Annotated in this window: 13 protein-coding genes; 7 read left to right on the forward strand and 6 right to left on the reverse strand. The window is 55.7% G+C overall.

Translation table 11 applies throughout. From position 1 onward, the window contains the following. Positions 1–18: 18 nt before the first annotated feature. Together ABNH10_RS12985 and yrfG are read right to left on the reverse strand one after the other, a co-directional pair. Positions 19–405 (reverse strand): RNA-binding S4 domain-containing protein, encoded by a 387-nt coding sequence (locus ABNH10_RS12985; RefSeq protein ID WP_011587573.1) that lies wholly within the window; start codon positions 403–405, stop codon positions 19–21. A 21-nt stretch (positions 406–426) separates the two neighbouring features. Further along, entirely contained in the window at positions 427–1080 is a 654-nt protein-coding gene (yrfG, locus tag ABNH10_RS12990; RefSeq protein WP_287963060.1) for a GMP/IMP nucleotidase, read from the reverse strand. 56 nt (positions 1081–1136) lie between these two features. On the opposite strand from yrfG, the gene nudE reads away from it, so the two are divergent. From nudE to ABNH10_RS13005, 3 genes are all read left to right on the forward strand, one after another. Then, positions 1137–1682 carry an ADP compounds hydrolase NudE gene (gene nudE, locus ABNH10_RS12995; RefSeq protein WP_349386338.1) on the forward strand — a complete coding sequence of 182 codons (546 nt, stop codon included), beginning with the start codon at positions 1137–1139 and terminating at the stop codon, positions 1680–1682. Between the two features lie 209 nt (positions 1683–1891). Further along, a complete protein-coding gene (gene cysQ / locus ABNH10_RS13000; RefSeq protein WP_502877133.1) occupies positions 1892–2707 on the forward strand; it encodes a 3'(2'),5'-bisphosphate nucleotidase CysQ in 816 nt (271 codons plus the stop codon). A 119-nt stretch (positions 2708–2826) separates the two neighbouring features. Continuing rightward, complete coding sequence (locus ABNH10_RS13005; protein WP_349386340.1) at positions 2827–3714, forward strand: alpha/beta hydrolase; 888 nt, start codon at positions 2827–2829, stop codon at positions 3712–3714. A gap of 28 nt (positions 3715–3742) precedes the next feature. Here ABNH10_RS13005 and ABNH10_RS13010 read toward each other — a convergent pair whose 3' ends face one another. Then, the gene (locus ABNH10_RS13010) at positions 3743–3985 is read right to left on the reverse strand and encodes a hypothetical protein (RefSeq protein ID WP_349386341.1); all 243 of its coding nucleotides are present in this window, start codon (positions 3983–3985) and stop codon (positions 3743–3745) included. Positions 3986–4765: 780 nt separating this feature from the next. Between ABNH10_RS13010 and ABNH10_RS13015 the strand changes: the two genes are divergently transcribed. Then, positions 4766–6265 (forward strand): flavin-containing monooxygenase, encoded by a 1500-nt coding sequence (locus tag ABNH10_RS13015; protein WP_349386342.1) that lies wholly within the window; start codon positions 4766–4768, stop codon positions 6263–6265. Positions 6266–6459: 194 nt separating this feature from the next. On the opposite strand, the gene ABNH10_RS13020 is transcribed toward ABNH10_RS13015, so the two are convergent. From ABNH10_RS13020 to ABNH10_RS13030, 3 genes are all read right to left on the reverse strand, one after another. Next, positions 6460–7425, reverse strand: coding sequence for an NAD(P)H-dependent flavin oxidoreductase (locus ABNH10_RS13020; protein ID WP_349386343.1), 966 nt, complete (start codon positions 7423–7425; stop codon positions 6460–6462). A 172-nt stretch (positions 7426–7597) separates the two neighbouring features. Continuing rightward, complete coding sequence (locus ABNH10_RS13025) at positions 7598–8092, reverse strand: DUF4282 domain-containing protein (RefSeq protein WP_349386344.1); 495 nt, start codon at positions 8090–8092, stop codon at positions 7598–7600. Positions 8093–8146: 54 nt separating this feature from the next. Next, a complete protein-coding gene (locus ABNH10_RS13030; RefSeq protein ID WP_035458946.1) occupies positions 8147–8767 on the reverse strand; it encodes a TetR/AcrR family transcriptional regulator in 621 nt (206 codons plus the stop codon). Between the two features lie 114 nt (positions 8768–8881). Between ABNH10_RS13030 and ABNH10_RS13035 the strand changes: the two genes are divergently transcribed. The 3 genes from ABNH10_RS13035 (at position 8882) to ABNH10_RS13045 (ending at position 12318) form a co-directional block, all read left to right on the forward strand. Beyond that, positions 8882–9715, forward strand: a complete 834-nt coding sequence (locus ABNH10_RS13035) for an SDR family NAD(P)-dependent oxidoreductase (protein WP_349386345.1) — start codon at positions 8882–8884, stop codon at positions 9713–9715. A gap of 52 nt (positions 9716–9767) precedes the next feature. Next, positions 9768–10694 carry a ferritin-like domain-containing protein gene (locus ABNH10_RS13040; protein WP_349386346.1) on the forward strand — a complete coding sequence of 309 codons (927 nt, stop codon included), beginning with the start codon at positions 9768–9770 and terminating at the stop codon, positions 10692–10694. A gap of 70 nt (positions 10695–10764) precedes the next feature. Further along, the gene (locus tag ABNH10_RS13045; RefSeq protein WP_349386347.1) at positions 10765–12318 is read left to right on the forward strand and encodes a flavin-containing monooxygenase; all 1554 of its coding nucleotides are present in this window, start codon (positions 10765–10767) and stop codon (positions 12316–12318) included. Positions 12319–12439 lie beyond the last annotated feature (121 nt).

Raw genomic sequence — 12439 nt, forward strand, 5'->3', positions numbered from 1 at the left:
TTCAGCGCGAAAAAGCAGTTATTCCAGATTGTCTCGTTTGAAGCGCTGGATATCCCGACGTTCCTTTTTGCTGGGTTTGTGGTCCGGTGCAGCGGCTGCGGCTCGGGCCAGTTTGCGCTGTTCACTGTTCATTTCCCGTTTGGCCACGCTTTCGGTGGTTTCCTCATAAAGTGTCTGGGCCACCTTTGCCGGGCCACGCTTGTTGCTCAGACCGCGGACGACCACCTCGAAATGCTCAGTGCCTTTGCTGATGGTCACTGTCTGGCCGGATTGCACTGCCTTGCTGGCTTTGGTCCGGTTGCCGTCGATATGGATCTTGCCGCCTTCAATGGCGTTTTTGGCCAAGGTGCGGGTCTTGAAGAACCGTGCGGCCCAGAGCCAGGAGTCTATACGTACGCTTTCCATCGCTTTCTCCAGAGTTGGCCGTTAGGGCAGCACGGTCAGGAAATCATCAATGGCCGGGAACGGGGCCGTATCCGAACGTTTTGGCAGACTGGAATCCGGGTGGAGGATGCTCACCGGCTGCCCAATGCCGTATTGCCGAGCGCTGTGCAGGACCGGCAAGGAGTCGTCCACCAGCAGGGCGCGGTCTCGCTCGAAAGGGAGGTGTCGTTGCAGGTGCTGCCAAAATGACTGGGCTTCTTTGGGGTGACCGTAATCATGGCTGGAGACCAATTCGTCAAAATATTGATCAATGCCGGTGCGCGCAATTTTCAGGTGCAAGGCATCGCGGTGAGCATTGGTCACCATGATGACTTGCTTGTCTGATGCCTTAAGCTTCTGTAGAAACGTTTCCGCGCCAGGTCGCACGGAAATGCGGTCGCCAGCCGCCCTTTTCAAGTGGGCAATTTCCAGCCCCAGCTCGGCGGTCCAGAAATCCAGGCAGTACCAGTTCAGGGTGCCTTGGTGGCTGGTGATCCAGTCGTGGATGATGCGGTTGGCCTCGACCTGCTCTAAGCCCCGTTGCTGGGCGTAGCAGTTGGGCACATGTTGTTGCCAGAACCAGTTATCAAACTGCAGGTCCAGCAGTGTGCCGTCCATATCCAGCAGCACGGTGTCCACGGATTGCCAGTCAATCATGAATTTCCTGCGTGTTCGGGTTAGTCTTGCCTTGGTGAGTAGGCTCAGAGGTAATTATGGATGAGAAACCGGAGATTCTCGACACCCGGCTGATAGCAAAGAGCCGCCTGTTCGGAATTGAAGAGCTACACCTGCGGTTTACCAACGGTGTGGAACGCACCTACGAGCGCTTGCGCACGCCGCCGATCGCGGGGGTGATGATGGTGCCGTTACTGGATGACGATACCGTGGTGATGATCCGTGAATATGGCGCCGGTACGGAAAGCTATGAGTTGACTCTGCCTAAGGGCGCCTATGAACACGGTGAAGATTGGCGCGATGCGGCCAACCGGGAATTAAAGGAAGAGGCGGGTTACGGCGCGCGGCGTATGAGCCTGATGAAGGAGCTGACCTTGTCTCCCGGGTACATGGGCCACCGCATTAAAGTCGTGTTGGCTGAAGACCTTTATGAGGAATCGCTTCCCGGTGATGAGCCGGAAGAACTGGAAGTGGTGACCTGGAAATTATCGGAACTGGACTGTTTGATCGAGCGCGATGATGTGACCGAGGCGAGGGTGATCGCCGCGCTGTTGATGACCAAGCGGTTGTTGGAGAAAAGATAGCTCAAAGTTGAAAGCCCTGGATTCAATGGCGCGACGTGGGTGGTTGCCACCCTTGGGGCGCAATCGCCGTGCCGCTGCCATTATTGAGGTCGCCTTGCTGCTGTACTTGCCGGCGAGTCTCTGGCGTTAGTCAGGTGGCCAAAGGCGCCTTCCGGGTTTTCAACCTTGAACGTTCAACGCGTCCTTGAATTAATCACAGGAAAATGGAAATGATGGATTTAAATGCCCTGCTGAGCCCGCTTGGCGAGATTGCCCGTGCCGCGGGACAGGCGATTCTTGAGGTTTACGAGCGCGATGATCTGGGTGTGGAAACCAAGGATGACAAGTCGCCGATTACCGAGGCAGATTTGGCGGCCCACAAAATTATTGAAGCTCGGTTGCAGGCGCTGACGCCGGATATTCCGGTTTTCTCTGAAGAGTCAGGGGGTATTGCCTATGCGGACCGTAAGGACTGGCCGCGTTTCTGGCTGGTAGATCCGCTGGATGGCACCAAGGAATTCATTAAGCGTAACGGTGAGTTCACCGTCAATATTGCGCTGGTGGAAGGCGATACTCCGGTGCTGGGGGTGGTGCACGTGCCGGTTACGGCAGTGACTTATATGGGCGGAAAGGGCGTGGGCGCCTTCAAGGAGCATAACGGTGAGCGCGAGACAATTCAGTGCCGTGCCCGCACCTTGCCAGTGGTGATGGTGGCCAGCCGTAGCCATGGTGGTGAGGCTGTGGAAAAACTGGAAGCTTTTATACGTGAAGAGATCGGGGAAGTGGAGCGCGCTTCCATGGGCTCCTCTCTTAAGCTGTGTCTGGTGGCGGAAGGCAGTGCGGATATTTACCCGCGCCTTGCGCCTACCAGCGAGTGGGATACGGCTGCGGCCCACGCGGTGGTTGCCGCCGCCGGGGGGGTGGTGGTGAACACTGACTTTGCGCCCTTGCAGTACAACAAAGAGGACATTCTTAATCCGTTCTTTCTGGTGTTGGGGCAAAGTATTGAACAATGGCGCTTTATCGCTCCGGCCTTGAACGGTTGATGGGCGATGCCTAACGTTCGCCCTAGGCAGGACATGGGCGTGAGCCCCTCTCCGGCACGGGGGTCAGAGTGTCCTGCGCTTTCATTATTAGTGTTAGCAGGCCAAACAAGGAGTTTCCCATGAGTGCAATGCGTGAATTACGTTTCGTTAGTGAGGGGCAATCCTGCCGGGGCGATCTGTATTTGCCTGAAGGCGAGGGGCCTTTTCTGACAGTGGTCATGGGCCACGGTTTTGGGCTTACCAAGGAATGCGGGTTGGCACCGTTTCGCGACGCTTTTGTACAGGCCGGTTATGCCGTGTTCCTATTCGATTACCGCCATTTTGGTGAAAGCGAAGGAATGCCCCGCCAGGTGTTGTTGCCCTATCGGGAGGTGGCTGATTGGCAGGCGGCGCTGGCCTGTGTGCGCAAGCTAGATGAAGTGGATAACCAGCGCATCGTTTTGTGGGGTACCTCCTTTGGTGGTGGTTTGGTCACGGTGGTGGCGGCCCGGGAGCCGGTGGCAGGTATTATTGCGCAGTGTCCGATGATGGACGGCATGGCGTCGGTGTTGGAGGTGATTCGTTATGCGGGTGTGGGGCAGGCGTTGAAGATGACCGGTATTGGTTTGTGGGACCTGGCCAGCAGTGCATTGGGGCTGGGTCCTAAAATGTTGCCTTCGGCAGGGCGCCCCGGTGAGCTGGCCGCTATGTCCAGCGACGACGCCTATGATGGGTACACCGCGTTGATGCCGGACCACGTGCCTAATGAGGTGGCCGGGCGGGTTGCGCTGACGCTGCCGCTATTTCGGCCTGTGGCCCAGGCCAGTAAGGTCACTTGCCCGGCGCTGATTCTTATTTGCGAAACTGATTCGGTGGCGCCGGCATCGGCCGCAGAAAAAGCGGCTGCAGCGATGGCACGGGCCAGCGTGAAGCGTTACCCGGTGGGGCATTTTGATGTCTACCAGGGCGAGCCCCGGGAGATCAGCCTGGCGGATCAGTTGGCGTTTTTGCGGGACATTGCCCGTTAAAGGTTAAGCCCCCCTTTTAACGAGCTACTTAAAAAGGCAGAACCGTTGCCAGATCCAGTGATATCTGATTGGTCACCATTATTGCGCTAGTGGCGACCAGGCACAAGTTGATGGCAGGAAGCATCAGGCCAATGGCCAACAGGTTAATTGCGCTGGGCTGGCGGATGCGGCCGCTCCACAACACTAGGCTGATCAGCGCTGCGCCGGATAACGGAATCCATAGCCAGGGGTGGTTTGCGGCGGTATGCCACAGGTTTTCAAGGTTGAACATGCCAATACCCGTTTCGTTGTTGCCATGGGCGTGGCCGCGCGACCGGTGCCCGAATGGCCTCCCCCGAGGCCAACTAGGGTCGGAGTATGCACACCCGGTTATGTAACCAGTGTGTTACGGATCACAAAATAATGATATCGGTTTGATATTGTCTCGCGCTTGCTAAGGCCCTATAAAAACCGATGAACAGCATCAATTTGCAAAAAAATGGGCTTGTACGGGATAGGGTTAGCTTAAAGATTAAGAAATGTGAGTTCTCAGGCGGCGGGGAATTGCTGTTCAGCCTAGGGGAGCAATGCGTGCAGAGTGTCGCTAATAAAGCCTGTATACGTCAGTTGGACCAAAATTTGCGCAGCGACCAGCGTGATACACGGAGCGATAACGTGTTGATCGTAAAGAGTATTCACTATCAGCGGTGGCGGGTGGCGAATGACTGGCGACTCTGGGCCTATTCGGAATATGCGGTTCAGCGTCGTACTCAACGCTACAGGGTTCAGGCCTTCAGGTCGGATTGCTAGCACAGCATGCCAGGCGTTATGGAATCCGGGCAGCGGCTGGTTGCTGTCACGTTGACTCAAGCCCAGTGTTTATAACGGTTGCAGCGCAATGGCCGTCTGCAGCGGCACTTTCTCTGGGCTCCAAAGCCAATAAACGGCCCGTTTTGGCCTTTCCTCATACCCTCTAGTACGGCTATCCTGTCCGCCATTAAACGTGCCATTGATCGATGTCAATGTCTGCACTGAGAGGATCAGGCAGCCTGAGAGGCTGGAGGTAGAGTATATGTCCAATAAACACGTTGATGTATTGATTGTTGGTGCTGGCCTTTCCGGCATCGGTGCCGCTTGCCATTTGACCCGCAAGGCGCCGAATCGCACCTATGCGATTCTGGAACGCCGCGAACGCATCGGCGGCACCTGGGACCTGTTCACGTATCCTGGCATCCGTTCGGATTCCGATATGTTCACTTTAGGCTACAACTTTCGCCCTTGGACTGAACCCAAGGTGCTGGCGGACGGCAACTCTATTCGCCAGTACGTGGAAGACACTGCGGAAGAGTACGGTGTGAAAAAACATATACGCTTTGGTCGCAAGGTGATCAAGGCGAATTGGTCCAGTGCTGATAACCACTGGGCGGTGGAAACCACCAACGAGAAAACCGGTGAGCAAGAAACCTTTACCGCTAACTTCCTGTTTTCATGCGGTGGTTACTATAACTATGACGAAGGCTATAAGCCGGACTTCCCCGGTGAGAAAGACTTTAAAGGCCAAGTGATTCATCCTCAGCACTGGCCGGAGAATTTGGACTATAAAGGCAAGAAAGTGGTGGTGATTGGTTCCGGCGCTACCGCCGTAACGCTGGTGCCAGCAATGGCTAAAGAAGGTGCAAAAGTCACCATGTTGCAGCGCTCGCCTACCTATATCGCCACCGTGCCGGAAGTGGATCAAATCTCGGTGGGCATGCGCCGGTTTATGCCCGAGATGATGGTTTACCGGTTAACCCGTGCGCGCAATATTGGCCTTCAGCGTATGGTGTTTAAATTGTCCACACAGCGCCCCAAGCTGGTTCGCCGTGCGCTGTTGGCTGCGGCCAAACGACAGCTAGGTGATGACGTGGACATGGCGCACTTCCGGCCCAATTATAATCCTTGGGACGAGCGTCTGTGCGCGGTGCCCAACGGCGATCTGTTCAAGACCGTACGCAGTGGCGATGCTGAGATCGTGACCGATCACATCGAACGTTTCACTGAAACAGGGATCTTGCTCAAGTCTGGCAAGGAGTTGGATGCGGATATCATTATTACTGCGACGGGGCTGAACCTTCAGATGCTTGGGGGGGTAAAAAGCACCATTGATGGTAAGCCGGTGGAGCCACGCGAATCGCTGGTTTACAAGGGCATGATGTTGCGGGACGTGCCGAATATGGCGCTGGTGTTTGGTTACACTAACTCGTCTTGGACTCTGAAAGCCGACTTGGTCTGTGAGTATGTCTGCCGCTTGCTAAACCATATGGAAAAAACCGGTGCCCAGACAGTGATTCCCCGTGACAAGGATAATTGTATTACCGACGACAACTTCCTCGGCATGCAATCGGGTTACATTCAGCGTGCCAATGATCGGCTGCCGCGCCAGGGCTCCAAGCAGCCGTGGAAGGTGGTGCAGAATTACATGGTTGATCTGCCCAAGCTGCGTTTGGGCGCCATTGATGACGGCTTTCTTGAGTTCGATAACTATCAGCCGGTGAAAAAGAAAGGGCTGGTGGCATCGTTGTTGGGCGCCTGAGCTGAAAGCTGAAAAAGAGCGCCATTTACGGTGCTGTTACCCTGGTAGGCATAGTGAGCGGGCCTAGCTAGGGTCAGCACTAAAAAGGCCGCATCCTGAAAGGGGTGCGGCCTTTTTAGTGCCAATATCTGTTAGCGAAGGCAGAGCTTATGGCGAATAATCGCCAGGTTTTACCGCGTTTTTTGACGTTCAACTCATTTCCAGGGTAGAGCGTTCATCCGTTGACGTGCGGCTGAGTATTCTCGTTTCAGACGGTCGACCAGCTCTGCTGCCGGCCCTATTTTCTTCACCGCACCGATACCCTGACCGCTCCCCCAGATGTCTTTCCAGGCTTTGGAGCTGCTATCGCCGAAGTCCATTTTTGACGGATCGCTTTCCGGCAGATTCTCGGGATCCAGACCCGCGGCTTCGATGGACCCGCGCAGGTAGTTACCGTGCACGCCGGTGAACAGGTTGGAATAAATAATGTCGCTGGCGCCGCCGTCCACGATGGCTTGCTTGTAGCGCTCATCCGCATTTGCTTCATCGGTGGCAATAAAAGCGGAGCCGATATAGCCCAAGTCCGCGCCCATAGCTTGTGCAGCGAGGACGGCGTCCCCGGTGGCGATCGCACCGGATAGCAGTAGTGGCCCGTCGAACCACTCACGAATTTCCTGCACCAGGGCCAGCGGGGAGAGGGTGCCTGCATGCCCGCCCGCACCGGAGGCCACGGCGATCAGACCATCAGCACCTTTCTCGATGGCCTTTTTGGCGAAGAAGTTATTGATGATGTCGTGGAATACCAGTCCGCCATAGCTATGAATGGCTTCGTTCACATCCACCCGTGCGCCCAGTGAGGTTATTACGATAGGCACCTTGTACTTCACGCATAGCTCCAGATCATGCTCCAGTCGATTGTTAGACTTATGCACAATCTGGTTCACCGCGAACGGGGCGGCAGGCTTGTCCGGGTTGGCCTGGTTCCAGGCATCCAGCTCTTCGGTTATACGCTTCAGCCATACTTCCAGTTCTTCTGCAGGACGGGCATTCAAGGCGGGGAAAGAGCCAATAATGCCAGCTTTGCACTGGGCGATGACCAGGTCGGGGTTGGACACAATGAACATGGGCGATGCCACAACGGGTAGCTGCAGGCTGTTTTGCAGGGAGGCAGGTAGGGCCATGGGAACTCCTCATCTAAGACGGTCAGCGCCACCGGAAAAGCCGGGACGCTTTCAAGGGCACAATAGTGCGGTATACATGCGGCGATGTCAGCATCCGGACACGGCTGCCGGCGGGCTGATGCAGACGTGAAAGAAGAGAGCCGCATGGCATTAGGCGTGCGGCTTTATGCGGTTAGGCGCCAGGCGTCCGGCCCCGCAAGGCATTGAGCAGGCGGCTGGGTAAGCCGGCGGAGCGAAGGAAGGGGCGGACGTGCATCAGCGTTTCATGGATATCGGTCACATGCCCGGTCAATTCGTCTACATGATTGGTAATGCCGTCCACGCGTACTGATAAGTCTGCTACCTGGCCGGGGAGGGCGTCCATGCGTTCGATGATGCGCATGATGCGGTGGGCCATAATCATGTATTCCAGTGCCGCGCGGATCACCGCCACCATTACCACAAAGGCCAGTGGTGCAATAACGGCGGCAATAATGCCGGCGAGCGTAGAGAACCAAAAGCACAAGCCAACTACGCTAACGACCACAATCAGTGCGCCAGCAATTAGCAGAAGATAGAACAGCGGCATCAGCTGCATGGTCAGATAGCGGTTGAAACGCCAATCTGCCAGGTTGGGAATACGAGGGGGCGGTCCAGGTGGTGGCGTTTCCGGCTTGGGTGTCTGCATGGTGCCTCCTGATTTTATTATTATTTAGGGTGTTCGTTTTTGAGTCGTGCGGCGCTATTGCGTGGCGTTGCTGGCGCCCAGTTTGTGTTCCGCATAACTGGCAAGAAAATCTCCGAACACCGTGGTCAGTTCCTCGAAACTCTGGGTTGGTTTTTCTTCCGAGAGATGGCGTACCACGGTGAAAACCCCGCCGTTGATATAGAAATAAGACACCGCCGGAATATTGGGCATACGCAACAGCTCCGGGTGGTGCATCAGGTATTGAGTAAACAGGTCCAACAGGGCGCGATTGATGGGCTCCAGATGCATCACCATGTCCTGGCTGAAGGCGTGGCGTGCACAGTTCAGATACAGCTGGCGATTCTCTTCAAGAAAATCACGAAAGGTAAACAGCAGCTTACTCACCGCATCGCGGATATTCATCCGTACCAGTTCCGGAGTCAGCGGCTTAATCATGGCCACGGTATCGTCCACGAAACGGGCACCGGCGGCTTTCAGTATGGCGTCCTTGTCCTCGAAATACTCATATAAAGAGCCCACGCCGATGCCGGCGATGTCGGCAACCTGGCGCGTTGTGGTGGCTGATGGCCCCTGCTGGGCAATCGAGATTAGGGCGGCCTCGACGATAGCATCGACGGTGGCTTTGGAGCGTTGTTGTTTGGGTTTGCGAGCCATAATGATTTCCGAGTTGAATCCGAACAAGCATTCGATCTACTGTGACATCAAGCAATGTAACAATAAACCGTTGCCCTGAGGCAATGGCTATTTTGACTGGATGGAGCAGACGGCATGTTTGGTCGTAATAAAACCATTAGCGCGAATGCCTCCGCTGTTGTCACCGGGGCAGGAAGCGGCATAGGCCGTGCGTTTGCCGAAGAGCTGGCCCGGCGCAATGGGGCGGTGGTTTGTGCGGATATCAATCTGGGTACCGCGCAGGAAACGGCTGACCGCATTGTCAGCACGGGCGGGCGGGCGTGGGCGGTGCAGTGCGACGTCAGTGTCCAAGCAGAGGTAGAAGCGCTGGCCGAACAAGCAGATGCGCTGCTGCCGGAGCCGGTGAATCTGGTGATCAATAACGCGGGCGTAGGCGTGGGCGGCAAACCGGTAGGCGAGACTTCCATGGACGATTGGCACTGGACCATGGGCATTAACCTATGGGGTGTGATCCATGGTTGCCACGTTTTTGCACCGAGACTCAAGGCGCAAGGGCACGGCGGGATTATCAATGTGGCCTCTACGGCCAGTTTTGCGGCGGCACCGTTGATGGGACCCTACAACGTGACCAAGGCCGGGGTGCTGGCGCTGTCAGAGACACTGGCAGCCGAAACTTCCGGCACCGGCGTTAACGTAACGGTGCTGTGTCCCACAGTGGTAAACACCAATATTTTCACCACTGGCCGGATCGATGCCGGGATCACGCCGCTGATGAACAGACTTGTGGAGCTCACTGGCGTGCCCGCCGAAGGTGTCGCGTTGACCACCCTCAAAGCTCTGGACCGGGGGCAGCTTTATGTGCTGCCGCAACTGGATGCACGAATGATCTGGCGGGCGAAGCGTTATCTGCCCGCCGTCTACACCCGTGGTGCCGGGCTGCTCAGCCGCTTGGCATCCGCAAAAGCATAAACCGAATGCCGTTAAACGGCTGCAACGAGTATCGCGATAACAGGAGAGCATCATGGCTTCTATCGATTTGGACAAAATGTTGGCAAAGATTCAATCCACCCAGTGGGCTCTGTCAGATATCGACTGGGATGCCCCCGGCGCGGAGCTGGTTACCGAAGAGCAATGGCCCAAGCTGAAAGCTTTCATGGCTGATGTGATGTGGATTGAGCACGTGGGTGCCAGGGCCTTTGCCGCCATGGCCAAGAAAGCGCCCACAGAAACCTTGCGTCAAATCTATACCTACTTTCACGCGGAAGAGCAGCGCCATGCCAATGTCGAAATGGCACTGATGAAGCGTTGGGGTATGCTCGAGGGAGACGGTATTCCCGAACCCAATATCAACTTGCGATTGGCGATTGAGTGGCTGGACCGTTACAGCGATGAGATGCCGATTTATGTGTTGGGTACAATGGTACCGATGCTAGAAATTGCTCTGGATGGTGCCTTGTGTACCTTCCTGCTGGAGACCGTGAAAGACCCGATTTGTCATCAGGCCTTTGAAAGAATCAATGACGACGAATCCCGTCATTTGGGCGTCGGCTTTAGCGTGATGGAAATGCAGGGGCGCGGGAAGACCTTTATTGGTGCCGCCAAAATGCTGGCCCCCCTGCTGGATCCTCGCCTGTTGCTAGGTATGGCCTCCTATCTGCCGTTGCTCAACAAGATGCGCGACAACATTATTGGTATGGGGCTGCCGGAAGAGCGCCTGTATGCCGCGATGGCCAAATTCGAAACAATTGGTGGGCGTACCAAAGATGGCCGTCGTAACCCTTGGTATCAGTTGGTCCGTCGCCACGCCAAACTTATGGTGGATCGCAATAAACGTGTTTACCACGTACCCGTGGATGGTCTAGTCAAGTTGACCGGAATGATACCGCCCCGGGCGCTGCCTGCTGTGCCTTCCTGGGTGGACGAGCTGACTTATCACCCCACTGCTTGATGTTACCGAAGACGTCCATCATGTGCCTGGCAGATGATGGACCTCTCCTGCTTTTTGATGAGATTTTGTTATGACTGCACCCCCTACTTCCCCTAAAAAGGCCGCTCGCAAACCGGCTTCCCGTCAGCGTTCTTCCTCAAGGAAAGAGCCGGCGGCAAAAAAAGCACCAGTGATAAAACCGGCCTCGGTCCTGATTGTGGGCGCGGGGTTTGCCGGCCTAGGGATGGCCATTCGCCTCAAGCAGGCCGGTATTGAGGATATCGTGATTCTGGAGCGAGCCAACGCGGTGGGCGGCACCTGGCGGGACAACCAATACCCCGGGGCCGCCTGCGACGTTCCCTCCAATCTCTATTCATATTCTTTTGCGCCCAACCCGAACTGGTCACGGAGCTTCTCGGGCAGCGAGGAAATCCTGGGTTATATCCAGCACCTGGTGGCCGAGTTCGAGTTGGAATCGTACATTCGTTTCGAGAAAAACGTGCAAGAGCTGTCTTTTGATGAAAAGAAAGGCATCTGGACCGCCACGACGGATAAGGGGGAGCAGTTTGCCGGGCGGGCCGCGGTGATGGCTCAGGGGCCCTTGTCGAACTGCAGTTTCCCGGCGATTACCGGCATTGAGGATTTCAAGGGTCACAAGATTCACAGCGCCCGCTGGGATCATGAGTACGATTTTACCGGCAAGAAAGTGGCTGTTATCGGTACCGGTGCCAGCGGTATCCAAATCATTCCCGAACTGGTCAAAAAAGCTGGCCACGTGAAGGTGTTTCAGCGCACCCCGGGCTGGGTTCTGCCGCGTCCTGATTTCGTTACTCCAGCCTGGAACAAAGCCCTTTTTCGCAAGTTGCCGGCCAGCCAGCAGGCCATGCGTAATCTTCTCTTCTGGACCCATGAAAGCATGGCGCTGGCGGTAATATGGAGCTCGCCGCTGACCCGCGTTGCTGAACGGGTAGCCAAGATGCATCTACGCAGGCAAGTGAAAGACCGCTGGATGCGTCGTCAGCTGAGCCCGGATTTCACCATCGGCTGCAAACGGGTGTTGGTCTCCAATGATTATTACCCCGCGCTGCAGAAAGACAATGCCAAACTGATTACCTGGCCCATCGCCCGCCTTAGTGAAAAAGGGATTCGTACGGTAGAAGGTATCGAGCATCAGGCCGACTGCATCGTGTTTGCTACAGGCTTCGATGTCAGCCATTCCGGCACGCCTTTCCCCGTGAAAGGGCGTAAGGGTCGGGTGTTGGGTGACGAGTGGCAAGGCGGCGCCCAAGCTTACAAGAGCATTAATGTGTCCGGTTATCCAAATCTCTATATGACCTTTGGGCCTAATTCTGGCCCCGGTCATAATTCCGCACTGGTGTATATGGAGTCCCAGCTTGATTACGCGGTGAAAGGGGTGCAAAAAATTCTTCAGGAAGACCTGAAGATGCTGGATGTGAAAAAAGATGTTCAGCGTAAGCACAACCAGGCCATGCAGAAACGGCTGGCAAAAACTAACTGGAATTCAGGCTGCAAGAGCTGGTATCTCACCGAAGACGGTTTCAATGCCACCATGTACCCAGGGTTTGCCACTCAGTACGCGGCGCAGATGGCCGCCTTTGAAGAGAACGATTACGAAACCGCCTGATGTGAATCAGCTTGGTTTCGCTCGGTAAACGCGGCTCTGCCTGGCAGGTGCCGCGTTTTTTATGCCGCATTGAAAGTTGTCGGATTACGCCGTTCAGGCTCTCTGTGCCCTTGGGTCAATT

Source organism: Alcanivorax sp., from assembly GCF_040119285.1.
Lineage (GTDB): Bacteria > Pseudomonadota > Gammaproteobacteria > Pseudomonadales > Alcanivoracaceae > Alcanivorax.

Coding starts and splice junctions, on each gene's coding strand:
- yrfG (WP_287963060.1), bottom strand. CDS start 1,080: ATGATTGACTGGCAATCCGTGGACACCGTGCTGCTGGATATGGACGGC.
- ABNH10_RS12985 (WP_011587573.1), bottom strand. CDS start 405: ATGGAAAGCGTACGTATAGACTCCTGGCTCTGGGCCGCACGGTTCTTC.
- ABNH10_RS13025 (WP_349386344.1), bottom strand. CDS start 8,092: ATGCAGACACCCAAGCCGGAAACGCCACCACCTGGACCGCCCCCTCGT.
- ABNH10_RS13015 (WP_349386342.1), top strand. CDS start 4,766: ATGTCCAATAAACACGTTGATGTATTGATTGTTGGTGCTGGCCTTTCC.
- ABNH10_RS13010 (WP_349386341.1), bottom strand. CDS start 3,985: ATGTTCAACCTTGAAAACCTGTGGCATACCGCCGCAAACCACCCCTGG.
- cysQ (WP_502877133.1), top strand. CDS start 1,892: ATGATGGATTTAAATGCCCTGCTGAGCCCGCTTGGCGAGATTGCCCGT.
- ABNH10_RS13045 (WP_349386347.1), top strand. CDS start 10,765: ATGACTGCACCCCCTACTTCCCCTAAAAAGGCCGCTCGCAAACCGGCT.
- ABNH10_RS13040 (WP_349386346.1), top strand. CDS start 9,768: ATGGCTTCTATCGATTTGGACAAAATGTTGGCAAAGATTCAATCCACC.
- nudE (WP_349386338.1), top strand. CDS start 1,137: ATGGATGAGAAACCGGAGATTCTCGACACCCGGCTGATAGCAAAGAGC.
- ABNH10_RS13030 (WP_035458946.1), bottom strand. CDS start 8,767: ATGGCTCGCAAACCCAAACAACAACGCTCCAAAGCCACCGTCGATGCT.
- ABNH10_RS13005 (WP_349386340.1), top strand. CDS start 2,827: ATGAGTGCAATGCGTGAATTACGTTTCGTTAGTGAGGGGCAATCCTGC.
- ABNH10_RS13035 (WP_349386345.1), top strand. CDS start 8,882: ATGTTTGGTCGTAATAAAACCATTAGCGCGAATGCCTCCGCTGTTGTC.
- ABNH10_RS13020 (WP_349386343.1), bottom strand. CDS start 7,425: ATGGCCCTACCTGCCTCCCTGCAAAACAGCCTGCAGCTACCCGTTGTG.